The following is a 24,788-nucleotide window of genomic DNA, read 5'->3' as shown; positions in this document are numbered from 1 at the left end:
TTGCTTGGCGACCATAGCGTTGTGGACCCACCTGATTCCATGCCGAACTCAGAAGTGAAACGCAATAGCGCCGATGGTAGTGTGGGGTTTCCCCATGTGAGAGTAGGACATCGCCAGGCTTCCAATTTATTTTCACTTTTTAAAAGTGAAGACAAAAAGGTATGAAAGAGCCCGTTTGCAAAAACGGGCTTTTTTAGTCCTAACGGACACTGATGCTGATATAGCTCAGGTGGTAGAGCGCATCCTTGGTAAGGATGAGGTCCCCAGTTCGAGTCTGGGTATCAGCACCATTTACTGTTTGTTTTGAGTTTTCTGTTTGAAAGTTTAAAGCAAAACGTAAAGAATTTTCTTAGCGACCATAGCATTGTGGACCCACCTGATTCCATGCCGAACTCAGAAGTGAAACGCAATAGCGCCGATGGTAGTGTGGGGCTTCCCCATGTGAGAGTAGGACATCGCTAGGTACTTATATAAAGCCTCGACTATTTGGTCGAGGCTTTTTCGTATGTGGTCATTTATTTCACTGTGAATATTGTGAGAACGATAGAGTGTGTTTGCGAGCCGTCGAAGGGTCGAACCATCGCACCGCCCATGTGAGAGTAGGTCATCGCTAGGTACCTATATAGAGTCCCGGCTATCAGGTCGGGGCTTTTTCGTATCCATCCAATAAAGTTTTATTTTTTCTCGTTCAGCGACCAATCATAGTCGTAGCTAAACGAACCTGAGATTGCTGGAAGATTGGTACGATACTTCTCTATGTGGCTCTTCACGCCACCATCGACATCAAAATCAACACTAAACCATTCATAGATTGAAGAAACGTTCAGCTTATTACCTTTCACTAAGACGCCTTTGTCACTATTAATAAAATCTATCGCGGCTTGCTCCAATAGTGCTTCACTGTTTTGTGCGCTAAAGGCTTTCAGTTGTAAGTTTGGACAGCCTAAACTGGCGCAGTTGACTGCATAATGGGTGCGAGGGTCATTCCAGATCGGACGTAAAATCTTGTGCTCTATGTCGTTAAGGGTGAGCTCTTTGCCATTAACCGTGATCACCTCTTCATCCCAAGGACCAAAGCTGAATAGGCCGCCTAATTTGGTTATCGATTTGATGGGGTATTCTTGCAAAATTAGGTCAACAGTAATTGCGTTGTACATGTTAACCCAGTAGGCGTATTGCTCGGCTTTCGATAACTGATGAGGATTTTGCTGGGCGAGATTCGATAGGTAGTTGTTTAATCGAGCATCATCTTGGGCTGTAACCGCACTATACCGAAATAGATGATGCTGGCCTTCGACCACCAGATAAGTGTCTAGAATGGCTTGCCATTGTTGGTGAGAAACTTTGACCGTACTCGCTTCATTGCTTTGTTGCCAATAGCTCCATAACTCCGATTTGGGAGCTGAAAGTACGTTGAATGATATAGCGATTAGGCCGACGCCGATTAGTTTTCTCATCTTAATACTCACGTTATTAGCAGTAATCCATTAGACCGAGTGTGGTGAGCTTTTCTTTCAATGAAATGGTGTGGTTATAAGCTTGGCATAAAAAAGGTTGGCTCGTGGCCAACCTTTTGTTGTTCAAATAAATTTTAAGCAAGAAAGCTCGGGATCTTACTTTCGTAGTCAGCGATTTTGTCTTCGTGTTGAAGTGTTAGGCCGATGTTATCTAAGCCATTAAGCAAACAGTGACGACGAAACTCATCGATTTCAAAAGCGTATTCTTTGCCGTTTGCACGCACTAGATTTGCTTCCAAATCGACTTCTACCTCAGCCCCTTCGTTTGCTTCTACAAACTGGAAGATCTCATCCACTTCCTGCTCAGTTAAGCGAACGGGAACCATCTGATTGTTGATTGAGTTACCGTAGAAGATATCGGCAAAGCTTGGGGCGATCATCGCTTTGATGCCGTAATCGGCTAATGCCCATGGAGCGTGTTCACGAGATGACCCGCAGCCAAAGTTTTCACGCGCTAGCAGAATAGAAGCGCCTTTATAACGTGGAGCGTTCATCACGAACTCTGGGTTTGGCTGCTCGCCCGCGTCATCTAGGAAGCGCCAATCATGGAACAAGTGCTTACCAAAACCTAGGCGAGAAACTTTCTGTAGAAACTGCTTAGGGATGATTGCATCGGTATCGACGTTGGCTGCATCAAGAGGAACGACTAAGCCTGTATGTTGTTTGAAACCTGACATGGTAGTTCTCCTTAATCTAGCTCACGAATATCAACAAAGTGACCGGCAATTGCAGCGGCTGCCGCCATCGCCGGGCTTACCAAGTGGGTTCGTCCGTCACGTCCTTGTCGGCCTTCAAAGTTACGGTTTGAAGTAGATGCGCAGCGTTCGTGTGGACCCAAACGGTCATTGTTCATTGCTAGACACATAGAGCAGCCTGGTAGTCGCCATTCAAAGCCCGCATCTTTAAATATGGTATCCAAACCTTCAGCTTCGGCTTGCGCTTTCACTTGCTCAGAGCCGGGTACGATAAGCGCTTGCACGTTATCGGCAACTTTGCGGCCTTTTGCTACTTCTGCTGCTGCTCGCATGTCTTCGATACGCGAGTTAGTACAAGAGCCAACGAATACCTTATCTACCTTGTAGTCAGACAGAGCTTTGCCCGCTTCTAGGCCCATGTAAGCGAGTGCTTTTTCAGCGGAAGCCTTTTCTACAGGATCCGCAAAGCTTTCGGGTGCTGGAATCGGTTGGTCTACGGCAATAACCTGACCTGGGTTAGTACCCCAAGTCACCTGTGGTTTAATGTCGGCTGCGTTTAGCGTCACAACTGCATCAAACTTAGCATCGTCATCGGTTTTTAGCGATGACCAGTACTCAATTGCCGCGTCCAAATCTTCACCTTGCGGTGCGAACTTGCGGCCTTTGATGTATTCGAATGTGGTTTTATCTGGTGCGATTAGGCCCGCTTTCGCGCCTAGTTCAATTGCCATGTTACATACCGTCATACGACCTTCCATCGTAAGATCAGTAATCGCTTCACCACAGAATTCCACAACGTAGCCAGTACCGCCCGCAGCTGTGGTTTCGCCGATGATTGCTAGCACGATATCTTTCGCGGTGATGCCATGGGCAACCTTACCTTTTACTTCGATCTTCATTGTTTTAGCACGTGCTTGTTTCAGCGTTTGAGTTGCCAGAACGTGCTCAACCTCAGAAGTACCGATACCAAAGGCTAGCGAGCCGAATGCGCCATGGGTGGCTGTGTGCGAATCACCACAAACAATCGTCATGCCCGGTAGAGTAATGCCTAGCTCAGGGCCCATTACGTGCACGATACCTTGGTACTTGTGGTTGATGTCGTAAAGCGTTACACCAAACTCTTCACAGTTTTTAGATAGCGTTTCCATCTGGATACGAGCCATCTCACCTGAAGCGTTGATGTCTTTGGTTTGTGTGGAAACGTTGTGGTCCATCGTTGCAAATGTTTTGCTTACCTGACGAACCTTACGACCTTTTTCACGTAGGCCATCGAACGCCTGCGGTGAGGTTACTTCATGAACCAAATGGCGGTCGATGTATAAAATTGGGTTTTCACCCTCAGCGGCTACCGCAACGTGTGCGTCGTAGACTTTCTCGTATAATGTTTTGCCCATTGCTCTTCCTCGTCGTCCTTGTCACCGCAACTGTGTTAGCTACTCTTAATCAGCTTGGTTATTTAGCGGACTAAACTCCCAAGTCTGATTGATATCGCTGCCTTGTTGCAGCACCAATGACTTAGAGGAAGTACCTCTGCCATTGGGTTGGTATTATTAATGACGACTTTAATCTGTTGTGTTTGTGTATTCAGTAATTATGAGTTCAAGATGTACTCAGCGATCTTATCGCCCATCTCAGAAGTTGATAGCGCTGGTTTGTCACCAGAAAGATCACCCGTTAACTCACCAGCTGACAGCGCTTTAGATACTGCTGATTCAATATCTTGCGCAGCGTCTTCTTCACCTAGGCTGTAACGCAGCATTAATGCCGCGGATAGAATTTGTGCCACAGGGTTTGCAATGTTTTTACCTGCGATGTCTGGTGCACTGCCGCCTGCTGGTTCGTATAGGCCAAACTTGTTCTCATTAAGCGAAGCGGAAGGAAGCATACCCATAGAGCCAGTGATCATGGCACACTCATCAGAAATGATGTCTCCGAAGATGTTTGAGCAAAGCATCACGTCAAACTGGGCAGGATCTTTGATGAGCTGCATAGTCGCGTTATCGATGTACATATGTGATAGCTCAACATCTGGGTAATCTTTCGCGATTTGTTCAACCACTTCACGCCACAGGATAGAGCTTTGAAGTACGTTCGCTTTATCAATAGAGCAAACTTTCTTACGACGTAGACGTGCCGACTCAAATGCAATCTTAGCGATACGTTCAATTTCAAAACGGTGGTAAACCTCAGTATCGAAGGCTTTTTCATTTGCGCCTTCCCCTTCACGGCCTTTTGGTTGACCAAAGTAGATACCGCCAGTTAGCTCACGAACCACGACAATATCAAAGCCATTGCCTGAGATATCAGCGCGCAGGGGAGAGAAAGCTTCAAGACCTTTGTGGATTTGCGCAGGGCGTAGATTACAGAACAGTTGGAAGTGTTTACGTAGTGGCAGTAGTGCGCCGCGCTCAGGTTGGTCATTCGGTGGAAGGTGCTCCCATTTCGGGCCGCCAACTGAGCCAAATAGAACCGCATCAGATTCTTCACATGCTTTTACCGTGCTCTCTGGTAATGGGCAACCATGGTTATCAATCGCAATACCACCAACGTCATGTGCGTCACGCTCAAAGCTGATGCCATGCTTTGTTTCAATTGCATCCAGAACCTTGTTTGCTTGCGCCATTACTTCTGGGCCAATACCATCACCAGCTAATACGGCAATCTTGTAGTTTTTGTCTGTCATGTTAATCCTTTAAATATTTTAGCGTTGTGTTGCTTTAATTTTTACCTAGCGCTCGAACGTAAGCGCTAAGGTGTAATCCTATACAGCGGTGATTTTCTTTTGCTTTATTTGTGCGATGGTATCTGCACGATGAATACTGTTTATCACGTGCAATAGAGCTTGGCCTGAGGCTTCAACAATGTCGGTTGATACGCCAGTACCGTGATACTTGCGGCCTTTATAGTTAGCGATGATATCCGCTTGACCTAAGCCATCTTCACCTTCGCCTTTGGCAGTAAGGTCAAATTTATCGAGCACGATGTCATAACCTGTCACGCGGTAGATACATTGATATAGAGCATCAACTGGGCCGTTGCCGACTGCCGCTTCACTGGTTTCTTCATCGCCACATTGCAGTTTGATGCTCGTCGTTGCCATGACACTGCCCGATTGCACGCTCAAGTAGTTCAACTTGTAAAAATCGTCTTCTTCGCGCAAGTTCGAGAAGTGCATTAGAGCTTCCAAGTCATAGTCAAATACTTGTCCCTTTCGGTCAGCAAGTTTCAAGAAGTCTTCATACAACGCATCCAAGTTGTATTCATCTTCGTTGTAACCCATGGAGTCCATGTGGCTCTTAACCGCCGCTCGACCGCTACGACTTGTTAGGTTGAGTGCTTGGTTTTTAAGACCAATAGATTCAGGTGTCATAATCTCGTAGGTATTTTTGTTTTTCAACATGCCGTCTTGGTGGATGCCTGATGAGTGGCTAAATGCATTAGTACCTACAATTGCTTTGTTGCTTTGAATTGGCATGTTACACAGCTGACTAACCAACTTACTGGTGCGGTGAATTTCATCGTGCTTAATACCAGTATGAACACCTAGTAGTTCTTGGCGGGTTTTGATGATCATTGCGATCTCTTCTAGCGAACAGTTGCCCGCGCGCTCACCAATGCCATTGATAGTGCCTTCAATTTGTCGTGCCCCCGCTTGAACAGCTGCTATAGAGTTAGCCACAGACATGCCTAAGTCGTCATGACAGTGAACAGAGATGATCGCTTTGTCGATATTAGGAACACGGTTGAAAAGAGTTTGTACAATGCCGCCGAATTCATTTGGAACGGTATAGCCTACCGTGTCTGGGATGTTGACCGTGGTTGCGCCTGCATTAATTGCGGCTTCGACCATTCGGCATAGGTTGTCGATAGGAGTTCGGCCAGCATCTTCACAAGAAAACTCGACATCATCAGTGTATTTACGAGCATGCTTTACTGCTTTTACGCCCATCTCGACGACATCTTCATAACTGCGGCGCAGCTTGTCTTGAACATGAACAGTAGAGGTAGAAATAAAGGTGTGAATACGAAATGCTTCAGCCACTTTTAGCGCTTCGCCAGCGGCATCAATATCTTTAGCAACAGCACGAGACAGGGCACACACACGGCTATTTTTGATATTACGCGCGATGGTTTGTACGGACTCAAAGTCACCAGGGGAAGAAACAGGAAAGCCAGCTTCGATAACATCAACACCAAGGCGTTCTAGGGCGTAAGCGATCTGCAGTTTTTCTTTAACTGTCAAACTGGCTGACAATGCTTGTTCGCCATCACGCAAGGTGGTGTCGAAGATAATGACCTGATCATTCATAAGTGCTTCCTTTTCATTTCAATTAAACGTCTAGTAAATACGCGTTTAATCGTTTTCTTCCATTATTTGGTCACAAAAAAACCCGCATCTCGGTGCGGGTTTCTGTAATTCTGTGTCGTTATTTCTCTTCCACAGCCTACCCGCGCGATGTTGTCACGATCAGGAGGAGGCTTAGCAGGATAGAAAAATGAGTTGTCATTGTTAACTACTTCCTAAGAGCGTTAATGAATCCACAAAATTAAGTTAATAGATTAGTACCGTACTCAACCCTGCACGTCAACCCTAAAGTCGATTTTTTATTCATTTGGATGAAATTTACAGCGCAAGCGTTGTTATTCGAATATTTACAGGTACAAAAATTGGTTTGATGAATAGGCATTGTTGTGGCAATAACTTATTAATCTGACGTTCATGTTTTAGTCACTATCATACCGCTGATTATTTCAATTCGTTGTGGGATAAAATATGCGTGCGATAGACCCGATCATTAGATTCGATCTCGCTTTCTCGTCATTTTGTTTGACTCACCGTTTTCAGCAACCGGTAGGCAAGTTAAGTCGTGTCATTTCTCATACTGGTGATGGACCTCTCTATTTATTGGTTGGGCTTGTAGCGTGGTGGGTGAACAGTGCTTTAGGCATTGAATTTATCAAAGCAGCTCTGCTGGCGTTCGCCTTAGAGTTACCTATGTATTGGATCTTAAAAAATGGTTTTAAGCGTCGCCGCCCATTTGAACGCTCAGATCATCTCACTTCGATCATTCAACCTGCTGATCAATACAGTTTACCTTCTGGCCATACTGCGGCTGCTTTCTTGATGGCAACTGTTATCGGAGTCTATTACCCTGCATTCAATCTAGCTGCTTTGGTATGGGCCGGGCTAATTAGTTGTTCTCGTATATTACTTGGTGTGCATTTCTTTACTGATGTGGTTCTCGGTGCTGCGCTGGGAATTAGCTGCGCTAAATTTGCTTTACTGCTGTTGTCTTAGTTGGAAACCGTGTAACCAACACAACAAAAAATCGTCACTTTACTGTCACGCTACACACTTACTTTGAAGCCATCGTCGCGGCCTATAGGAGAGAGTTATGCGTTCGATGGAACCGATTGCCAAGTTAGACTTGGCCTTTTCGCTGTTTTGCTTGCAACATAAATTTTGTTTACCGGTATCAAAAGTCAGCCGCTTAGTATCTAAGACGGGGGATGGCCATTTGTATTTGGTGCTAGGGCTGATGTCTTGGTGGCTAGATGGGGAATTGGGTAAATTGTTTTTGGCTGCGGGCTTATTGGCGTTCACTCTAGAACTGCCGATTTATTGGTTAACCAAAAATCTCTTTAAGCGCCGCCGCCCGCAAGAACTGAGCTCGCTGATCCCTTCTTTTATTACTCCTTCTGATCGCTATAGTTTACCGTCAGGCCATACTGCGGCCGCATTTTTAATGGCAGCACTTATTGCTCAGTTTTATCCCTCTTTTGCTCTTTTTAGTTTCTTATGGGCAGGGATGATTGCGCTGTCACGAATTTTATTAGGGGTGCACTTTTTAACTGATGTGGTGTTAGGCGCGTTGCTTGGTTTGTCTTGTGCGACTGCCTCTTTGCAATGGCTAGGGGTGATTTAATGAAGATTTTGTATGGTGTTCAAGGAACAGGAAATGGCCATATAGCTCGCGCGCGTGCGATGTGTGAGGCATTGAAAAATCGCGGAGTTGAGGTTGATTTTCTATTCTCTGGCCGAGAGAAAGACAAATACTTTTCAATGGAACAATTTGGTGATTTCCAAACTCGCCGAGGCTTAACCTTTGTTACTGAAAAAGGGCGAGTGGATTACCTTAAAACGAGCACTAACAACAATTTGCTGGGTTTTTATCAAGAAGTAAAACAACTCGATTTAAGCCAGTACGATCTGGTGCTGAACGATTTTGAGCCGGTTTCTGCATGGGCGGCGAAACAGCAGGGTAAGCCTGTGGTGAGCATCAGTCATCAAAATGCCTTCCGTTACCCAGTGCCGCTAAAAGGGGCTAGTTGGTTAGATAAATTAGTCATACGTTACTTTGCTCCCAGTAATCATCATATTGGCCTGCATTGGTACCACTTTAACCAACCGATACTGCCGCCGATTGTTCATACTCGTAAAGAGCAAGTGGACAGTGAATCTTTTGTTCTCGTTTACCTTCCGTTTGAAAGCTTAGATGACATTACGGAGCTTTTACTCCGCTTCACTAGCCAATCTTTTATCTGCTATCACCCTAATATTATCGAAGCTAAGCTGGTGGATAATATTCAATTCATGCCGCAAAGCTTTGAGCATTTTCATTATCACTTGAACCGCTGCGCTGGGATTATTGCGAATGGTGGCTTTGAGCTGCCTTCTGAAGCATTAACCTTAGGTAAGAAGTTACTTTTAAAACCGCTTACTGGGCAGTTTGAGCAGATGTCTAATGTAGCAACATTAGAATCCTTAGGTTTGGCGTCAAGTATGGAAGCATTAGATGCTGCGATAGTGCGTGCTTGGCTTGATGAATCTCCGGGAGAAAGTGTCGCTTATCCTGATGTGGCTGATGCGATTGTTGAATGGGTAATAGCTGGCGATTGGGATAATACTACTCTGCTAACACAGCAGCTTTGGGGGAAAGTTGATTTCCCAAGTTATGCCATTAATGTCTGAACATCATTGAAGGCTTGTATCGATTGTTGGTGCGACCGATTGCTCCCGTCAATAGCTGATTCTTAAGGTGTTGGGTTTGTATTTGTTTGATGAATTGAACTTTTCTCTGCGTTTGTCTTCCAATTTATGTTTTTTTATATTTTCTCAATCCATTGAATTTTAATGTTTAATTTTCTTTTAATATAAAAATAAGTGATTCGTTATCAATCTTGTTGTTAAAGCGACTTCGCTTGGTTAATAGTCTTTTCTCGCAACAATTCATCCAAGCGGTAAATAGATAACCGCTATCGACTCTAGCTGAGAGGCAACTCTTTTCTATGGCGTCGAAACCATTACAAAATGAACAAGAGAAGTGACTGATGACAGATATTAGAGAACCGATTGGCGCCATTGCTAGCTACCGTATGGAAAGCACCCTTCGTGGTGTTGATTTAAACCTTCTCACTGTTTTTGATGCTGTAATGCAAGAACAAAACATTACTCGTGCAGCACATAATTTGGGTATGTCTCAACCTGCGGTAAGTAACGCAGTTGCCCGTTTAAAAGTGATGTTTAATGACGAGCTGTTTATGCGCCAAGGTCGTGGTATTCAGCCAACTCAACGTGCACGTCAACTGTTTGGGCCTGTACGCCAAGCGCTTCAACTTATCCGTAATGAGTTACCAAGCTCGGTATTCTCACCTGAGACATCAACGCGACTATTTAAACTGGCGATGTGTAGCCCTTGCGATATGCGATTTGCGCCGCAGGTTATGGCAACCATTCACCAGCAAGCTCCCAACGTGCAATTACACCTAGATGCTGAGTTTGACCGCCACCTTGCTGAGCGTATGCGCTACCAAGAAATTGACTTTGTGATTGATTACGCTCGGTTTGATGAGCAAGGCTTCTCAAGCACTGAAATCTTCCAAGATGAGTTAGTGATTGTGGCTGCGAAATCGCACCCACGTATTCAAGGTTCAATCACTGCTGATGCGCTTAAATCAGAGCGCCACGCTAAGCTTTCAAAAGTTCATGGGCAGCGCAGTTTCTCTGAGCAAGCTTACCGCGAGTTGGATGTAACGGCTTACTATGAAGGCACTAGTTTAAGTAACGTTTTATACGTTGTAGGCCAATCAGAACTTGTGACAATCGCACCTCGTTGGATGGTAGAAAACGCGGCGAATAAAGACCAATTGCAAATCATCGCAGCGCCATTTGAGAACATGATGATTTCGGGTTACCTAAGCTGGCATGAATCAAGCGAGAAAGATAAAGGACACATTTGGTTACGAGATCAGCTAATGGCGATTTGTGGCGAAGTGGTTGTTGCCAATCTGTCTAAGTAAGTTATTGAATAAGTTTATTAATTTATCAATAAAGCAAATAAGCCGCCGATGAAATAGGCGACGAAGCTAGAGTTTAAAGGCCTCGGAGGGTAGATACCACCGAGGCTTTTTTCTTATAAGTTTGATGCGCGTCAGTTGCCTTTTTTAGCTTGGGCGGTACACTGTCGGCCAAATTAGCTTACATGTGTAAGCCAAAGGTAGAGAAGATGGCCAATTTAGATTTTCATATCGTAAAAAAAATTCGTGAACAGATTGCTAAAGGCGGCAGCCGCACTGCGTTAAAACACAAAGTTGAAAGTGTTTGGCAAAGCATTAGCTGGAAGCAATTTGGTGAGCAAGTGGACGCCATTTCACTTGCGTTATTGGCTCAAGGATTAAGAGTACAAGACAAGATAGGGATCTTCTCCAACAATATGCCGCAGTGGACCATTGCTGATATCGCAGCAATGCAGGTGCGCGGTGTGACTGTGCCTATTTACCCAACCAATACGGCAGCGCAATCGGCTTACATTCTGCAAAACGCAGATGTGAAGGTGTTGTTTGTGGGTGAGCAAGCACAATTTGATGCGGCCGTATCGATCTTTGAACAATGCGATCAGCTAGAGTTGCTGGTGGCTATGTCGAATGACATTGATCTTAAAGATCATGAGTTTGCTATTTCTTGGCAAGATTTCATAGCCAAAGGAGAGCAAGCAGAACATGCCGATCTAGAGCAACGCATCAATGATGCGAATTTTGAAGATCTGTTTACTCTTATCTATACATCAGGCACAACCGGTCAACCAAAAGGTGTGATGCTTGATTACGCCAACATTGCCGCTCAGCTGCAAGGCCACGATCAGCGCTTGAGCTTATCTGAGCAAGATGTATCGCTTTGTTTCCTACCTTTGTCACACGTGTTCGAGCGTGCGTGGACTTTCTACGTACTCTACAAAGGCGCAACGAACTGCTACCTACAAGACACTATGCAAGTGCGTGATGCGCTGAGTGAAGTGCGTCCTACCGTGATGTGCGCAGTGCCTCGTTTTTACGAGAAGATCTTCTCTGCGATTCACGAGAAAGTATCCAAAGCTCCGTTCATCCGTAAAGTGCTATTCACTTGGGCTGTTAACATGGGCGCGAAGATGGCGGTATGTCATCAAGAAGGGCGCAAGCCATCATTCATGCTGAAGAAAGCCCACAAGCTAGCAAATAAATTAGTGCTATCTAAGTTACGAGCGCTATTGGGTGGTCGAATTAACTTCATGCCATGTGGTGGTGCTAAATTGGATGAAACCATTGGTCGTTTCTTCCATGCGATCGGCATTAACGTCAAGCTGGGTTACGGCATGACGGAAACCACCGCGACGATTTCATGCTGGGATGATAAGTGCTTTGACCCTGACTCAATCGGTATGTCTATGCCAGGCGCACAAGTGAAAATCGGCGAGAACAACGAGATTCTTGTTCGTGGCCCTATGGTGATGCGCGGTTATTACAAAATGCCGGAAGAGACCGAGAAAACGTTCGATGAGCACGGTTTCTTGAAGACAGGTGATGCTGGCCATATCAATGAGGATGGTAACCTGTTCATTACTGATCGTATCAAAGAGCTGATGAAAACGTCTGGCGGCAAGTACATTGCACCGCAGATGATTGAAGGTGCGATTGGTAAAGACCACTTTATTGAACAAATCGCGGTAATCGCAGATACACGTAAGTTTGTATCGGCGCTGATCGTGCCATGTTTTGATAGCTTGGAAGAATACGCTAAAGAGCTGAACATTGCTTATCACGACCGTTTGGAGCTACTAAAGCATCATCAAGTGATGGAGATGTTTGAAAAGCGTGTTAACGACCTACAAAAAGAGCTAGCGAAGTTTGAACAAGTGAAGAAGTTCAAGCTACTGCCGAAAGCTTTCTCGATGGATGATGGCGAGTTAACGCCGACGCAAAAACTGCGTCGTAAAGTGATTAACGACAAGTATCAAGACGAGATCGAAGAAATGTACAAAGATAAGCCTGCTCAAAAGCAGTAATCACTGAACAATTTTTCGAATTGATGAAATATCCCCCAGCTTGGTGTAGACCCTGAGCTGGGGGATTTTTTTATCTCAATCTTTCTGCTTGTCTGACAATAGAAAGGAAAGTTGATGAAAAATTATTCTCTTTTTTTATTGCTATTTACCAATGATAAAACTGATATAAGGATTAGTACTGCTCGGTAGGTCTGTGATTGGTCTGAAACCTAGCATTGTGTCTGTAATGGGATAAAAGTCGCAATGGATTCATTGAAAAGAAAACGTTACATTTGTTGCGGTAGCTTGCTTTTTGTTATGACAAAAGCAAGGCATAGCGAAAAAGTGGAAGTATTTCAATTAGGCTACAAATAAGACCTAGACTATGTAAAACCACTCTAATTAGTTGACCTTACTGGTTAGTGTGGCAAAGGAGCAAAATATGGCAGCAATGTTGTCCGGTGCAGAGATGGTGGTTCAATCTCTCATCGAAGAAAGCGTTGAACAAATCTTCGGTTATCCAGGCGGTTCCGTTTTGGATATTTACGATGCCCTTCATGCAAAAACCGACCAAATTAAACACGTATTAGTTCGTCATGAACAAGCCGCAACTCACATGGCCGATGGCTATGCCCGCGCGACGGGTAAACCGGGTGTGGTGCTGGTGTGTTCTGGTCCCGGTGCGACCAATACCATTACAGGTATTGCCACCGCGTACATGGATTCTATTCCAATGATCGTTATCTCTGGCAACGTACCCAATAACCTGATTGGTAATGATGCGTTCCAAGAGTGTGACATCGTTGGTGTCTCTCGTCCTGTGGTCAAGCACAGCTTCTTGGTAAAGAAAGCGGAAGATATCCCAGAGACAGTCAAGAAGGCATTTTACATTGCAACTACTGGCCGACCAGGTCCGGTGGTAATCGATTTACCGAAGGACGTGCTTAATCCACAAATTAAGCTGCCGTATGAATATCCTGCTTCCCTTTCGATGCGCTCATATCGCCCTACAACCACAGGTCATAAAGGCCAAATCAAGAAAGGCCTTAAAGCGTTACTAGAAGCGAAAAAGCCAGTGCTGTATGTCGGGGGCGGTGCAGTTATCTCTGAAGCAGATGCACCACTACTCAAACTGGCCGATACGCTTAACCTTCCTGTCGTCAGTACCTTGATGGGGTTAGGGGCGTTTCCTGGTACGCACAAAAACTCACTTGGTATGTTGGGCATGCATGGCACTTATGAAGCCAACATGGCCATGCACAACGCGGATTTGATCTTTGGTATTGGGGTTCGTTTTGATGATCGAACCACCAACAACCTTGAGAAGTACTGTCCGGATGCCAAGATCATGCACATTGATATCGATCCTTCGTCGATCTCTAAGAACGTGAAAGCGGATTTGCCTATCGTTGGTTCGGCGGACAAGGTTCTGCACAGCATGGTTGATTTGCTGGTAGAGCAAGGCGGTACTAATGATGAAGCTTCGATTAACCTGTGGTGGGATGAAATCCAAACGTGGCGTGATAAAAATTGTCTGAGTTATGAAACCTCTCCGGAGCGTATTAAGCCACAGCAAGTGATTGAAACTCTGCACAAGCTGACCAATGGTGATGCTTATGTTGCTTCAGACGTAGGTCAGCATCAAATGTTCGCAGCGCTTTACTACCCATTTAATAAGCCGCGCCGTTGGATCAACTCTGGTGGCCTAGGCACGATGGGCTTTGGTTTGCCTGCGGGTATGGGAGTTAAGTTTGCTAAGCCAGAAGAAGAAGTGGTGGTGGTAACCGGTGATGGCAGTATTCAAATGAATATTCAAGAGCTGTCTACCGCGATGCAATATGATATCCCAGTGAAGATCATTAACTTAAATAACCGTTTCTTGGGTATGGTGAAACAGTGGCAAGATATTATCTACCAAGGTCGCCACTCCAATTCGTATATGAGTTCTGTTCCTGATTTTGCCGCAATAGCAGAGGCTTACGGTCACGTAGGGATTCGCATTGAAACGCCTGATCAACTTGAATCTGGCCTTAAACAAGCATTAGAGCTAAAAGATCGTTTGGTGTTTGTTGATATCAACGTGGATGAAACTGAGCATGTTTACCCAATGCAAATTAAAGGGGAAGGCATGGATAAGATGTGGCTGAGTAAAACGGAGCTTACCTAATGAGACATATAATTTCGCTACTAATGGAAAACCAACCGGGTGCTTTATCTCGTGTGGTTGGTTTGTTCTCTCAGCGTGGCTATAACATTGAGTCGTTGACTGTATCACCGACCGATGACGAAACCTTATCTCGTCTTAATATCACGACGATTTCTGACAATATTGAGCTTGAGCAGATTCAAAAACAGCTCAACAAATTGATTGATGTACTTAAAGTACAAGAGGTGTCGGAGCTAGAGCATATTGAGCGTGAACTGTTGATGGTCAAAGTCAAAGCCAGCGGCTTTGCTCGCGCTGAAGTAAAACGCACCGCCGACATCTTCCGTGGTCAAATAGTCGATGTGACGGCTTCGCAATACACAGTGCAGCTTGCAGGTACCAGTGAAAAGTTAGATGCGTTTATTCAAGCTCTTTCAGAAGTCACTGATGTAATTGAAGTGGCACGTAGTGGCGTAGTTGGTATTGCGCGAGGAGAGCGAGCGCTTAAGGCTTAACTCAATAACGACTGAGTAGAGATGAAAAAAACCACCGAATGTTCGGTGGTTTTTTTGTTTGAGAGTTTTAGAGAAACTTAGTGAAGGATACGTGCACGCACTGTGCCTTCGATGCTCTTCAGTTTCGCTAATGCTTCTTCCGAGCGCTCGGTCTCAACGTCAATCACCACGTAGCCAAGGTCTGCTGATGTCTGTAGGTACTGACCTGCAATGTTAATACCTTCTTCAGCGAAGATGGTGTTGATCTGCGTAAGTATGCCCGGACGGTTTTGGTGAATGTGCAGTAGACGAGAGCAATCGCCGTGCTCTGGTAGTGAAACCTCTGGGAAGTTCACACTTGATAGCGTAGAACCATTGTCTGAGTATTTCGCTAGCTTACCTGCCACTTCAACACCAATGTTCTCTTGCGCTTCTTGCGTAGAGCCACCAACGTGAGGCGTTAGAATTACATTATCGTATTTCATTAGCGGAGACTCGAATGGGTCTGCATTGGTTTTGGGTTCGGTTGGGAATACGTCAATCGCTGCGCCAGATAGGTGACCAGCTTCTAGTGAGTGACATAGCGCTTCGATATCTACCACTGTACCGCGAGCTGCGTTAATGAAAATCGCGCCTGGCTTCATGCGGGCAAACTCTTCTGCACCCATCATGTTCTTAGTTCCCGGAGTTTCAGGAACATGTAGCGAGATAACGTCACACTTGTTGAGAAGCTCGCTCATGGTATGAACTTGAGTCGCGTTACCAAGAGACAGCTTGTTTTCAATATCGTAGAAGTAAACGCGCATGCCAAGGTTTTCTGCAATGATACTTAGCTGAGTACCAATGTGACCATAACCGATGATGCCTAGGCGCTTACCACGTGCTTCGTAAGAGTTATCAGCGCTCTTCTTCCAAATGCCACGGTGAGCAAGAGCGTTCTTCTCAGGGATACCACGTAGCAACAGTAGAATTTGACCAAGCACTAGCTCAGCCACACTGCGCGTGTTGGAAAATGGTGCGTTAAACACTGGAATACCGCGCACAGCCGCAGCATTAAGATCGACTTGGTTAGTACCAATACAGAAACAACCAATCGCTACGAGCTTTTCAGCCGCATCGATAACTTGCTTGGATAGGTTAGTACGTGAACGGATACCAATGAAATGCGCATCTTTTACCGCTTCTAAAAGCTCTTCTTCCGGTAACGAGCCTTTGTGGTATTCGATGTTGGTGTAACCCGCTGCTTGCAAGACTTCTACAGATGATGGGTGAAGCCCTTCGAGCAGTAAAATCTTAATTTTGTCTTTTTCCAGTGAAACTTTGGCCATTTTCTTCGTCCTTTGAATGGGGAAAGGGGGCTAAACTGGCGCACATTGCATTAAAGGGGCTAAAAAGAGGTTTTCCTAACCGCTTTATAGGAGCGCAAACGTTTTCCTTGTGCGTCTTCTGCTCATTAAGTTAACAAAAAAAATACAGCTTGGGTAAGAAAATTACGGAATAAACAATAATTTTTATATTATTAGATGAAGAAAGCGGCGCTAATCAGCGCCGCTTGTAAAGAAATGACAGAATTGGCCTACACGAATGGTAAGCGATCTGTTGTGCTCGAAAGAGATTATTCTTCGATTTTCGCGCCTTCTGGCGTACCTGTGATAACCACATCAGCACCGCGAGCTGCGAATAGACCAACCGTTACTACACCTGCGATAGCGTTGATTGCTTTTTCCATCTCTTTTGGCTCAGTAATCTGCATGTTGTGTACATCTAGGATCACGTTGCCGTTATCTGTAATCACACCTTCACGGTATGCAGGATCGCCACCTAGTTTTACTAACTCACGTGCAACGTAAGAACGTGCCATTGGGATAACTTCTACTGGCAGTGGGAACTGACCTAGCACGTCTACTGCTTTGGTGTTATCGACAATACAGATAAATTTGTCAGCGATTGCTGCAACGATCTTTTCACGAGTAAGAGCAGCGCCGCCGCCTTTGATCATATCGCGAGCTGGGTTGATTTCATCTGCACCATCAACGTAAACATCAAGCTTTGCCACTTCGTTACAGTCAAATACTTCGATACCTAACTCTTTTAGTTTGGCTGTTGAAGCTTCTGAGCTTGAAACCGCACCTTTAATATCATCTTTGATTGTACCTAGTGCATCGATGAAGTGATTCACAGTAGAGCCAGTACCAACGCCAACAATGCTGTCTTTCTCAACGTATTTTAGTGCTGCCCAACCGGCTTCTTTTTTCATTTCATCTTGAGTCATGCTCGTCTCCTAAACTGGAAGTGGGTTATCGATTGCGCGCGGGATTATAGCGGTTAAAAGTTAGGATTCCCATTGCCAGATTCGGCTCGGTGTCACTATTTTGGGTAGTGGCACGTCCCATTGTTCAATTGGTAGTGCATCGACATGCTGGCAATCGTGGGCGAGGCCTATCGGTTTAGGGCCATTTCCTGAAGCAAACCAAGGCGCAAGAGTGCGATCGTAGTAGCCGCCACCCATGCCCAATCGATGGCCATTAGAGTCAAATCCAACTAACGGTGTACAGATTAAATCCAACTGATTAACAGGCTTGATTAAGGTTTGATTGAGCTTAGGTTCAGCAATCTTGTATTGGTTGAGCACCATCGGTGTATCGGCTTGGTAATGCAAAAACAGCAGATGCCCCTTTGAAAAGGGATGAATCACTGGCAAGTATAGATCTTTGCCTTGTTGCCAAAGCCATTTAATTAGCGGATGGGTATCAACTTCACCGTCTGCGGTTAAATAGAGGGCAATGTGTTGAGCGTTGTTTAGCTCATCGAGAGTAGAAAATTGCTGAATTAACTGTTGCGCCGCTTGTGATTGCTCTTGTTTGGAGAGGCTATTGCGACGTTGACGGATAGTCTTTCGAAATTCTTGACGAGATGTTGTCATTGTTACCCCACTAGATGAAGGGGTAAAAAGGAGGATACCCCAGAGTGCCGTTGGAGATTTTGACCCTTGAACCAGCTGGTTCAAGGCGGATCAGCAATGTTAACCGTAGGCTTCTCGGTGCATGCCGAGCTTGCTCAATAGCTATCAAGTACTAATCCTTGGGTATTGCTTATCGGCTCAGGGACGTAATCCCACTGACGCACACTCCAGGGTAAATTTGGCTGTCTATGTACAGACATTAAGACTAGCTTAACCTTTCTGTTAGACAAAGTCTTTAAGATAAAGAAGACGCCTTTCCTGGCTGTACTTTACTTAATGCATCATCTAAAGATGCAGAGAGCTTTTCCATTCGCTCTGACAGTTCGGCCTGCTGTTGCTCGTGTTGCTCAGTAGTGTCGTTACGCGTTTCAATTTCATAACAGAAGTTGAGTGCCGCAATGGTAAGCAGTTGCACTTCATTGGTCACTTTGGTCTTGTCTGTCATGTCTTTCAAGCGATCATCCAATCGCTTAGCGGCTTGAAGCAATGCTTCTTCCTGACCCGCAGGACAGTTAACACGTGTTAACTTACCTAAAATTTCGACTTCTACCGCTTGGCTACTCATATCCACTCTACACTTAGTATTAAGGTGATACTGCAGACCATCACCGAGGGGGAAACTATAGAAAAAGCCTTGTTAAGATTCAAGTGTTTCCCGTGCGACAAAAGCAAAACAAAGGGTGATCACACAGTAATTGGGCAATTTGTGTAAAAGCTATTCATTATTGATGACTTCTACATTTTCGCATTGTGATTGAAGTGGTACGATTAACCTTTAGATAAAAATTATTTAGGTCTTTCCATGAGTGACAAAACCCTACCAGATTACTTGATGTTTGCTAGCGAGCTTCAAAGCGCTGGCCTTGCAGTAAACCCAGCAGAATTACACGGTTTGCTTGCCGGTATGCTAAGCGGTGGTTTAAGCCTCGATGACAAAAGCTGGCAACCGCTGATTTTTGACTACACCAATGAAGGTATGGGTTGGCCTGACAAATCGCTAAAGCTAGCGCAGCAAACGTTAGAAGTGGCAACTAAAGAGCTCACTGGCTCAAGCATGGAAATGTCGATGCTACTCCCTGATGAAGAAGCGAGCGCCTCTCTTTTTGATATCGCTGATGGCGTGGCTGACTGGGTAAATCATTTTATTTCTGGCTTAGGTTTAGTTGGTGCGAATCTAAAGAAAGCCTCCAAAGAGGCGAAAGAAGCCTTGGCTGATTTAGAAGAGATCTCAAAGCTTGGCATCGATGAAGATGATGACATGCAAGAGCAAGCCATCTTACTTGAGCAGGTGGTAGAGCACGTCAAAGTGTGCGTATTAACCATTCACGCTGAGCTTGGCCAAAAGCCAGTTCAAGAGACCAAAGCCCCTACGCTTCACTAAGTAAGCGATTCAGTTAAGGTAGATGCATGAAACAGTTTGATGTTGTGATTGCTGGTGGCGCAATGGCCGGAATGACTCTTGCTCTAGCGATTCAAAACTTAAGCCAAGGCTCGTTATCTGTTGCTGTAGTGGAGCCATATCAAGTCGATCACTCTGCTCATCCGGGTTTTGATTCTCGCTCTATCGCGCTTTCATACGGTACGGTCAATATCCTTAAGCAGCTTGAGCTTTGGCAAGATATTGCACCTGTTGCGACTGCTATTAAGCACATTCATGTATCAGACAGAACTCATGCCGGCATTACTGAAATCTCGACCCAAGAGGTTGGTGTTGAGGCGTTAGGTTATGTCGTCGAACTTGCAGATGTTGGGCGTATTTATCATCAGCGCTTGGCAAATGAGAGCAATGTTGAACTGCTGTGCCCAAACTCTGTAACGTCGATTGAGCGGGATGTTGAGCATAGCGTGGTGACACTTGATGATGGCGAGCAGCTGAAGTGTAAGTTGTTGGTGGCAGCAGATGGAGCGATTTCCTCATGTTGTCAGCAATTAGGCTTGAGCTTAACTGAGCATGACTTTGACCAAGTGGCTGTGATTGCCAATATCACCACTGAGCAAGCCCATCAAGGCCGAGCGTTTGAGCGCTTCACGTCGCAAGGGCCTGTAGCTCTGCTGCCAATGAGTGAAGATCGCATCTCATTAGTGTGGTGTCTACGCCCTAACAATGCCGAGCAAGTGTTGCAACTGGATGAGTCAGAGTTTCTTGAGCAATTACAGCAAGCATTTGGCTGGCGCTTAGGCAAAATGATTAAAGTGGGCGAGCGGGCAAGTTATCCGCTGCTGCTTCGTTATCGAGAGCAAAACAGCTCTCACCGTTTTGCTATTGTTGGTAATGCGGCTCAAACACTGCACCCCATTGCGGGTCAGGGGTTTAATTTAGGCATTCGCGATGTTGCTACTTTGGCGGAAGAGATCGTCAAATCACCGCAAGATGCGGGTAGTTATACCGTACTTCGCGAGTTTAAGCAGCGCCGCACTCAAGATAGAGAAGCGACCATCGCACTGACTTCGTCGTTGGTTCATCTGTTTTCAAATGATTATTTAACATTGCGAATTGGACGTAACTTAGGTTTGGCCGCAATGGAAAATTTACCGGTTCTAAAAACACCGCTTTTACAAAGAACATTAGGTTTAATTGCACGGTAGTGCAAAGGGTGCAGATATGATGCAAAGCGTTGATATTGCAATTGTTGGTGGAGGCATGGTTGGCCTCGCGCTTGCGGCTGCATTTCGTGATAGTGATTTACGAGTCGCGGTAATTGAAAGCCGTACTCCAGAAAGTAAATTAAATGATTTACCAGACGTACGCGTATCGGCACTGAGTCGTTCAAGCGAAACAATGCTAAGAAACTTAGGCGCATGGCAAGGGATAGTCGATCGCCGCGCTGCAGCCTATTCCGCGATGGAAGTCTGGGAGCAAGATAGTTTTGCACGTATCGAATTTGATGCGATGCAGATGGCTCAGCCTGATCTTGGGCATATCGTCGAAAACCGAGTGATTCAGTTGGCGTTACTTGAGCAAGTTGAGAAGCAGTCCAATGTAACGTTATTTATGCCTGCTCAATGTCAATCTATGGCGATTGGCGAAAGCGAGGCGTGGCTGACGCTCGATAATGGTCAATCATTAACGGCTAAATTGGTGGTTGGCGCAGATGGCGCGAACTCATGGGTTCGTCGTCAGCAAGATATTCCATTAACCCACTGGGATTATGGTCACAGTGCTGTGGTTGCTAATGTTTGGACGCAAGAGCCCCATCAGCAGGTCGCACGACAAATCTTTACTCCACAAGGCCCGTTAGCATTTTTGCCAATGGGTGGAAGCCAAATGAGTTCAATTGTTTGGTCTACAGAACCTAACCGAGCAGAACGTTTGGTGAACATGGATAAAGATGAGTTTAATAAAGCGCTTACTGCTGAGTTTGATGCGCGTCTTGGTTTGTGTGAAGTAATTGGTGAGCGTTATGCCTTTCCGCTAAAAATGCGTTATGCACGTGATTTCGCGGTAGAGCGTGTAGCTCTTGTTGGTGATGCAGCTCATACCATTCATCCACTTGCAGGCCAAGGGGTGAACTTAGGTTTACTCGATGCCGCAAGTCTTGCCCAAGAGATCATTGGTTTATGGCACAAAGGCCAAGACATTGGCACTAAGCGCAACTTGCGTGGCTATGAACGTTGGCGTAAAGCTGAGGCGGCGAAGATGATTGCTGCGATGCAAGGTTTCCGCGATTTGTTCGAGGGTGATAATCCGGCTAAGAAATTGATTCGTGGCATTGGAATGACCATTGCGGGTCAGTTGCCGGGCGCTAAAGATGAGATCATGAAGCGAGCATTAGGGCTGAAAGGACATCTACCAAACCTAGCTAAGTACCCAGCGCATATTGAAAACAAATAGCTTAACGTTCAGTTAGGTTGATTAGAGCTAGACCACGTAGAGTGACTCTAAAATGACAAAGGGTTGGCACATTTCGTAGCCAACCCTTTTTTAATTCTGTTATGCGTATGCGCAGCGCAATCGCATTATTTCTTGATTTACTTCCTTCACCGCTCGGAAGTGTCGCTTTTCAGCTCTGGCCGGCAAAATCAATTTACCGTTATCGAATTCAAATTTACCTACACCGTAGATATAGATTCTTCCTTTAAATAGCCGACTAACATGTTTAGCAATCATACTAGGTGTATAGCGCTTAAACAGTCTCATAGAATTATCCTTTTTGTTTAGCAAGCACCAATAATTATACGGATTTCCCACTTAAAAATGTGTGACGTTGATGGGGGAATACCCAGTTGTAATCGTTGTAAGTGGATATTTGTGCTGTTGTGAGCAAAACAGCGGATAAATATCCATTTTTGTGTGATTTTTACCTCACTATTGTTCTGACTGTTGGAACTTCATAAAGTTCCAGTGGCGTGTATTTAATCACCAGAATGTGACAGATTTAAGAATAGTCATAGAAGAGTGTGTTTTGCCAACTAAAAGTTAAATTAATGTAAAAAAAAGCCCGCGTGGATTTGCGGGCGAATAGTCACAGATGCATTACACAAAAAGTGGAAATCCTGAACTATACAGTGGACTCACTTTTTACTCATGTGAGGAGGGACTCACTAGCAGACTTAAGCTCTCTTAAAGTTCTACTAGAAGCTCAACAGATGTCACATGAGTGATTTCAGAGTAATTCAAAAAAACACCCGTGACTATATATGCTTATTAAATGAATAAAAATTTATCGATAATGGAGTGGCATCTGCGATCGAGATCTCGTTTTTGGTGGGTGTTTGTATCGCTTTGTCGTCACTATTTAATGATTAGCGGCAAATGTTGGTGATTTGTGGTTGGCAAAGTTGAATAAGATCTTGGCATGAAAGTGCGACTCCAGCCATACGACTGCCACTACTAATGGTGATTTCATCCTCAGCTAATAGCTGCTGATCAAAAAAGATCGGCATATGACGTTTGAGCAGCAAAGGCGCAACCGTACCTGCTTTATAGCCAGTAATTGACTCAACTTGGCTCAAATCTACACAGGTCATTCTGCGGCAATCCAACAATGCGCGTACTTTTTTAGGATCAACCGCTTGATCGCCAGGCACACAAGCTAGCGCGTATAAGCCACCCATATCGCGAAGCACCATTGTCTTAACCATTTGAGCTGGGCGAATGCCACGCTGCTGAGCCGCATCTTCAATGCTGGTGGCTTCTGTTTTGTGCATCAACAATCGGTACGGAATTCCTTGTAGTTCAAGGAACTCCGTAATTTTCGAGGTGAAGGGATTATTCATCATCAAGTGAGTATGGAAGTGGTTCCATTGTCCAGATTGAGTTTGGCTGCGATGCTAAGCGAAGCTGAGTATCACTGTCTAAGTTGTTTGGCAGTACTACGGTGGCAATGGTTTCGCCATCAGAATATTGGTAACTCGCAAGTAGTTTACCTGCAGTTCGCCAGTTATCGCCCACTGAACGCTCAATGGTTTCATCATCAGATAGAGGCTTGTCCGCGTGGCCTTTGACAATAAATAGGGCACGCTTATTTGTACCGCGGTATTTCGCTCGCGCCACCGTTTCTTGTCCGGTGTAGCAGCCTTTTTTAAAGCTAATGCCATCCAGCGCCTGAACGTTTAATGCTTGTGGAATGTGCTCAATTTGTTGACTGGCTTCAAGCATAGGTACGCCAGCTTCGATCTCAAGCTTGCGCCAAATGTCTTGATGCACTTTCTCGGCTGGGAGTGTTCGGCTGAGCAGTTCCGCCGAACCCGCTTCCATCACAATCAACCAACGCAGGTGATCGATTTTCACGGCCGTACCATTATTTAATGGACGAACATCGCCGCGATCAGAGGTCATTTGGTCGATCGTTGCTTCTGCTTTTTCACCAATAAGACCTAATAGAACCTGTTCACTCTCTACTAGCTCGATCTTTGAGAAGATCGCGTATTTCTTTAGCTCAACCAGTTCTTTCTCCATCGCTGATTTCGGTTGAACAAGAGCATAGCCATCAAGGTGATGGAATAGGCGGAACACATTCCATACTTTGCCTTTTGCATCACAGTGCGCGCCAAATGTTAGGCTCTCTTTCGCTAACTGCACAACGTCACAGGTAACTTGACCTTGTAAGTAAGATTTGGCATCAGCGCCAACAGCAGTGATAACACCCCAATCGCTTAAATGAGTAAGCGTCAATTCTGGTAATGGGTCTCTAGCGGTTAAAGAAAGCGGAGAAAAGTCGTTGAGCCAATCCATGAGAGATACCTAATAATTATCGAATTTGAATATGTTAAGGCTTACTCGCAGCGAACTGCAAGCAGAGCTTAAAGCTTTTACCGTTATAATGTGGGTTGTAAGTCGCGATAACTCAAGGGCAAAGGTTTGCGACTCTGTACGGTGGCGTTAGTGTGACTCACTTAGTAGTTGTCAGTCGGCTTGCTTGTTACACTCGGGGCAAATAACCGATTAAGGTGAGGAAGAAAAATGTATTCCCCGGAAGAGAAAGCGCGGATTAAGTGGGCATGTCGCCGCGGTATGTTAGAACTGGACGTTGTAATCATGCCATTCTTTGAAGAGTGTTTTGATGAGCTTTCAGAAACCGAGCAGCGTGATTTTGTTTCATTATTAGAGTGCGATGACCCAGACCTATTTACTTGGATCATGGGACATGGCCGCAGCGAAAACCTCGCACATGCCTCAATGGTTGATAAAGTGGTAGCACATAACTTGAGTAAAGTGCGTTAAGCCATTTAATTG

23 protein-coding genes, 1 tRNA gene, 2 rRNA genes and 1 other RNA gene are annotated in these 24,788 nt (G+C 45.2%); 14 read left to right on the top strand and 13 right to left on the bottom strand.

Features of this window, described 5'->3' with window-relative positions; translation table 11 throughout:
• Positions 1 to 3: 3 nt before the first annotated feature.
• The 3 genes from rrf (MU515_RS13255) (at position 4) to rrf (MU515_RS13245) (ending at position 464) form a co-directional block, all read left to right on the top strand.
• Positions 4 to 119: ribosomal RNA gene (rrf, locus tag MU515_RS13255) — 5S ribosomal RNA — on the top strand.
• A 95-nt stretch (positions 120 to 214) separates the two neighbouring features.
• A tRNA-Thr gene (locus MU515_RS13250) sits at positions 215 to 290 on the top strand.
• 58 nt (positions 291 to 348) lie between these two features.
• Positions 349 to 464 (top strand): 5S ribosomal RNA (rrf, locus tag MU515_RS13245).
• Between the two features lie 210 nt (positions 465 to 674).
• Here the strand turns inward: rrf (MU515_RS13245) and MU515_RS13240 are convergent.
• From MU515_RS13240 to leuA, 5 genes are all read right to left on the bottom strand, one after another.
• Positions 675 to 1,457 (bottom strand): DUF547 domain-containing protein, encoded by a 783-nt coding sequence (locus MU515_RS13240; RefSeq protein ID WP_260260904.1) that lies wholly within the window; start codon positions 1,455 to 1,457, stop codon positions 675 to 677.
• Positions 1,458 to 1,591: 134 nt separating this feature from the next.
• Positions 1,592 to 2,194 (bottom strand): 3-isopropylmalate dehydratase small subunit, encoded by a 603-nt coding sequence (gene leuD / locus MU515_RS13235; RefSeq protein WP_260260903.1) that lies wholly within the window; start codon positions 2,192 to 2,194, stop codon positions 1,592 to 1,594.
• An 11-nt stretch (positions 2,195 to 2,205) separates the two neighbouring features.
• A complete protein-coding gene (leuC, locus tag MU515_RS13230) occupies positions 2,206 to 3,606 on the bottom strand; it encodes a 3-isopropylmalate dehydratase large subunit (RefSeq protein ID WP_260260902.1) in 1,401 nt (466 codons plus the stop codon).
• A 197-nt stretch (positions 3,607 to 3,803) separates the two neighbouring features.
• Positions 3,804 to 4,895, bottom strand: coding sequence for a 3-isopropylmalate dehydrogenase (leuB, locus tag MU515_RS13225; RefSeq protein ID WP_260260901.1), 1,092 nt, complete (start codon positions 4,893 to 4,895; stop codon positions 3,804 to 3,806).
• Positions 4,896 to 4,973: 78 nt separating this feature from the next.
• Positions 4,974 to 6,521 carry a 2-isopropylmalate synthase gene (gene leuA, locus MU515_RS13220; RefSeq protein WP_260260900.1) on the bottom strand — a complete coding sequence of 516 codons (1,548 nt, stop codon included), beginning with the start codon at positions 6,519 to 6,521 and terminating at the stop codon, positions 4,974 to 4,976.
• A gap of 465 nt (positions 6,522 to 6,986) precedes the next feature.
• Here leuA and MU515_RS13215 point away from each other — a divergent pair, with 465 nt between their 5' ends.
• The 7 genes from MU515_RS13215 (at position 6,987) to ilvN (ending at position 15,171) form a co-directional block, all read left to right on the top strand.
• Complete coding sequence (locus MU515_RS13215; RefSeq protein WP_260260899.1) at positions 6,987 to 7,511, top strand: phosphatase PAP2 family protein; 525 nt, start codon at positions 6,987 to 6,989, stop codon at positions 7,509 to 7,511.
• Positions 7,512 to 7,608: 97 nt separating this feature from the next.
• Positions 7,609 to 8,139: a phosphatase PAP2 family protein gene (locus tag MU515_RS13210; RefSeq protein WP_260260898.1), complete on the top strand. Its 531-nt coding sequence runs from the start codon at positions 7,609 to 7,611 to the stop codon at positions 8,137 to 8,139.
• Entirely contained in the window at positions 8,139 to 9,185 is a 1,047-nt protein-coding gene (locus MU515_RS13205; RefSeq protein ID WP_260260897.1) for an MJ1255/VC2487 family glycosyltransferase, read from the top strand. Before MU515_RS13210 ends, MU515_RS13205 begins: the two co-directional genes overlap by 1 nt.
• Before the next feature lie 359 nt (positions 9,186 to 9,544).
• Positions 9,545 to 10,513 (top strand): transcriptional regulator LeuO, encoded by a 969-nt coding sequence (gene leuO / locus MU515_RS13200; RefSeq protein WP_260260896.1) that lies wholly within the window; start codon positions 9,545 to 9,547, stop codon positions 10,511 to 10,513.
• A 206-nt stretch (positions 10,514 to 10,719) separates the two neighbouring features.
• Positions 10,720 to 12,531, top strand: a complete 1,812-nt coding sequence (locus MU515_RS13195) for an AMP-dependent synthetase/ligase (protein ID WP_260260895.1) — start codon at positions 10,720 to 10,722, stop codon at positions 12,529 to 12,531.
• A 421-nt stretch (positions 12,532 to 12,952) separates the two neighbouring features.
• Entirely contained in the window at positions 12,953 to 14,677 is a 1,725-nt protein-coding gene (locus MU515_RS13190) for an acetolactate synthase 3 large subunit (RefSeq protein ID WP_260260894.1), read from the top strand.
• Complete coding sequence (gene ilvN, locus MU515_RS13185; RefSeq protein ID WP_260260893.1) at positions 14,677 to 15,171, top strand: acetolactate synthase small subunit; 495 nt, start codon at positions 14,677 to 14,679, stop codon at positions 15,169 to 15,171. The genes MU515_RS13190 and ilvN overlap by 1 nt, the downstream gene beginning before the upstream one ends.
• Positions 15,172 to 15,248: 77 nt before the next feature.
• Here the strand turns inward: ilvN and serA are convergent, their stop codons facing one another.
• The 5 genes from serA to MU515_RS13160 form a co-directional block, all read right to left on the bottom strand.
• A complete protein-coding gene (gene serA / locus MU515_RS13180; RefSeq protein WP_260260892.1) occupies positions 15,249 to 16,478 on the bottom strand; it encodes a phosphoglycerate dehydrogenase in 1,230 nt (409 codons plus the stop codon).
• Positions 16,479 to 16,765: 287 nt separating this feature from the next.
• Positions 16,766 to 17,422: a ribose-5-phosphate isomerase RpiA gene (gene rpiA / locus MU515_RS13175; protein WP_260260891.1), complete on the bottom strand. Its 657-nt coding sequence runs from the start codon at positions 17,420 to 17,422 to the stop codon at positions 16,766 to 16,768.
• Between the two features lie 60 nt (positions 17,423 to 17,482).
• Positions 17,483 to 18,073, bottom strand: a complete 591-nt coding sequence (locus MU515_RS13170; RefSeq protein ID WP_260260890.1) for a 5-formyltetrahydrofolate cyclo-ligase — start codon at positions 18,071 to 18,073, stop codon at positions 17,483 to 17,485.
• A gap of 32 nt (positions 18,074 to 18,105) precedes the next feature.
• Positions 18,106 to 18,289, bottom strand: a non-coding RNA gene (gene ssrS / locus MU515_RS13165) — 6S RNA.
• A gap of 58 nt (positions 18,290 to 18,347) precedes the next feature.
• Complete coding sequence (locus MU515_RS13160) at positions 18,348 to 18,677, bottom strand: cell division protein ZapA (RefSeq protein ID WP_260260889.1); 330 nt, start codon at positions 18,675 to 18,677, stop codon at positions 18,348 to 18,350.
• Positions 18,678 to 18,914: 237 nt separating this feature from the next.
• Between MU515_RS13160 and MU515_RS13155 the strand changes: the two genes are divergently transcribed.
• The 3 genes from MU515_RS13155 to MU515_RS13145 are packed head-to-tail and all read left to right on the top strand — an operon-like array spanning position 18,915 to position 21,944.
• Positions 18,915 to 19,493, top strand: a complete 579-nt coding sequence (locus MU515_RS13155; protein WP_260260888.1) for a YecA/YgfB family protein — start codon at positions 18,915 to 18,917, stop codon at positions 19,491 to 19,493.
• A 26-nt stretch (positions 19,494 to 19,519) separates the two neighbouring features.
• A complete protein-coding gene (gene ubiH / locus MU515_RS13150; RefSeq protein ID WP_260260887.1) occupies positions 19,520 to 20,698 on the top strand; it encodes a 2-octaprenyl-6-methoxyphenyl hydroxylase in 1,179 nt (392 codons plus the stop codon).
• A gap of 16 nt (positions 20,699 to 20,714) precedes the next feature.
• A complete protein-coding gene (locus tag MU515_RS13145) occupies positions 20,715 to 21,944 on the top strand; it encodes an FAD-dependent 2-octaprenylphenol hydroxylase (protein WP_260260886.1) in 1,230 nt (409 codons plus the stop codon).
• A 99-nt stretch (positions 21,945 to 22,043) separates the two neighbouring features.
• On the opposite strand, the gene MU515_RS13140 is transcribed toward MU515_RS13145, so the two are convergent.
• The 3 genes from MU515_RS13140 to ygfZ all read right to left on the bottom strand — a co-directional run bounded on the left by MU515_RS13140 (position 22,044) and on the right by ygfZ (position 24,287).
• The gene (locus tag MU515_RS13140) at positions 22,044 to 22,250 is read right to left on the bottom strand and encodes a DUF1107 domain-containing protein (protein WP_260260885.1); all 207 of its coding nucleotides are present in this window, start codon (positions 22,248 to 22,250) and stop codon (positions 22,044 to 22,046) included.
• A gap of 605 nt (positions 22,251 to 22,855) precedes the next feature.
• Complete coding sequence (locus MU515_RS13135; protein ID WP_260260910.1) at positions 22,856 to 23,329, bottom strand: aminoacyl-tRNA deacylase; 474 nt, start codon at positions 23,327 to 23,329, stop codon at positions 22,856 to 22,858.
• Positions 23,322 to 24,287, bottom strand: coding sequence for a tRNA-modifying protein YgfZ (gene ygfZ / locus MU515_RS13130; protein ID WP_260260884.1), 966 nt, complete (start codon positions 24,285 to 24,287; stop codon positions 23,322 to 23,324). The genes MU515_RS13135 and ygfZ overlap by 8 nt, the downstream gene beginning before the upstream one ends.
• Before the next feature lie 228 nt (positions 24,288 to 24,515).
• On the opposite strand from ygfZ, the gene MU515_RS13125 reads away from it, so the two are divergent.
• Entirely contained in the window at positions 24,516 to 24,776 is a 261-nt protein-coding gene (locus MU515_RS13125; protein ID WP_260260883.1) for an FAD assembly factor SdhE, read from the top strand.
• The last annotated feature ends 12 nt before the right edge of the window (positions 24,777 to 24,788 follow it).

This window comes from Vibrio intestinalis, from assembly GCF_025195085.2.
GTDB classification, from domain to species: domain Bacteria; phylum Pseudomonadota; class Gammaproteobacteria; order Enterobacterales; family Vibrionaceae; genus Vibrio; species Vibrio intestinalis.
The sequence above is the reverse complement of the archived record's forward strand: the minus strand, read 5'-3'. Positions and strand labels throughout refer to the sequence as shown.

Excerpts from the sequence above, each read along its gene's own strand:
- MU515_RS13240 (WP_260260904.1), bottom strand. The coding sequence starts at position 1,457 with ATGAGAAAACTAATCGGCGTCGGCCTAATCGCTATATCATTCAACGTA.
- leuD (WP_260260903.1), bottom strand. The coding sequence starts at position 2,194 with ATGTCAGGTTTCAAACAACATACAGGCTTAGTCGTTCCTCTTGATGCA.
- leuC (WP_260260902.1), bottom strand. The coding sequence starts at position 3,606 with ATGGGCAAAACATTATACGAGAAAGTCTACGACGCACACGTTGCGGTA.
- leuB (WP_260260901.1), bottom strand. The coding sequence starts at position 4,895 with ATGACAGACAAAAACTACAAGATTGCCGTATTAGCTGGTGATGGTATT.
- leuA (WP_260260900.1), bottom strand. The coding sequence starts at position 6,521 with ATGAATGATCAGGTCATTATCTTCGACACCACCTTGCGTGATGGCGAA.
- MU515_RS13215 (WP_260260899.1), top strand. The coding sequence starts at position 6,987 with ATGCGTGCGATAGACCCGATCATTAGATTCGATCTCGCTTTCTCGTCA.
- MU515_RS13210 (WP_260260898.1), top strand. The coding sequence starts at position 7,609 with ATGCGTTCGATGGAACCGATTGCCAAGTTAGACTTGGCCTTTTCGCTG.
- MU515_RS13205 (WP_260260897.1), top strand. The coding sequence starts at position 8,139 with ATGAAGATTTTGTATGGTGTTCAAGGAACAGGAAATGGCCATATAGCT.
- leuO (WP_260260896.1), top strand. The coding sequence starts at position 9,545 with ATGACAGATATTAGAGAACCGATTGGCGCCATTGCTAGCTACCGTATG.
- MU515_RS13195 (WP_260260895.1), top strand. The coding sequence starts at position 10,720 with ATGGCCAATTTAGATTTTCATATCGTAAAAAAAATTCGTGAACAGATT.
- MU515_RS13190 (WP_260260894.1), top strand. The coding sequence starts at position 12,953 with ATGGCAGCAATGTTGTCCGGTGCAGAGATGGTGGTTCAATCTCTCATC.
- ilvN (WP_260260893.1), top strand. The coding sequence starts at position 14,677 with ATGAGACATATAATTTCGCTACTAATGGAAAACCAACCGGGTGCTTTA.
- serA (WP_260260892.1), bottom strand. The coding sequence starts at position 16,478 with ATGGCCAAAGTTTCACTGGAAAAAGACAAAATTAAGATTTTACTGCTC.
- rpiA (WP_260260891.1), bottom strand. The coding sequence starts at position 17,422 with ATGACTCAAGATGAAATGAAAAAAGAAGCCGGTTGGGCAGCACTAAAA.
- MU515_RS13170 (WP_260260890.1), bottom strand. The coding sequence starts at position 18,073 with ATGACAACATCTCGTCAAGAATTTCGAAAGACTATCCGTCAACGTCGC.
- MU515_RS13160 (WP_260260889.1), bottom strand. The coding sequence starts at position 18,677 with ATGAGTAGCCAAGCGGTAGAAGTCGAAATTTTAGGTAAGTTAACACGT.
- MU515_RS13155 (WP_260260888.1), top strand. The coding sequence starts at position 18,915 with ATGAGTGACAAAACCCTACCAGATTACTTGATGTTTGCTAGCGAGCTT.
- ubiH (WP_260260887.1), top strand. The coding sequence starts at position 19,520 with ATGAAACAGTTTGATGTTGTGATTGCTGGTGGCGCAATGGCCGGAATG.
- MU515_RS13145 (WP_260260886.1), top strand. The coding sequence starts at position 20,715 with ATGATGCAAAGCGTTGATATTGCAATTGTTGGTGGAGGCATGGTTGGC.
- MU515_RS13140 (WP_260260885.1), bottom strand. The coding sequence starts at position 22,250 with ATGAGACTGTTTAAGCGCTATACACCTAGTATGATTGCTAAACATGTT.
- MU515_RS13135 (WP_260260910.1), bottom strand. The coding sequence starts at position 23,329 with ATGAATAATCCCTTCACCTCGAAAATTACGGAGTTCCTTGAACTACAA.
- ygfZ (WP_260260884.1), bottom strand. The coding sequence starts at position 24,287 with ATGGATTGGCTCAACGACTTTTCTCCGCTTTCTTTAACCGCTAGAGAC.
- MU515_RS13125 (WP_260260883.1), top strand. The coding sequence starts at position 24,516 with ATGTATTCCCCGGAAGAGAAAGCGCGGATTAAGTGGGCATGTCGCCGC.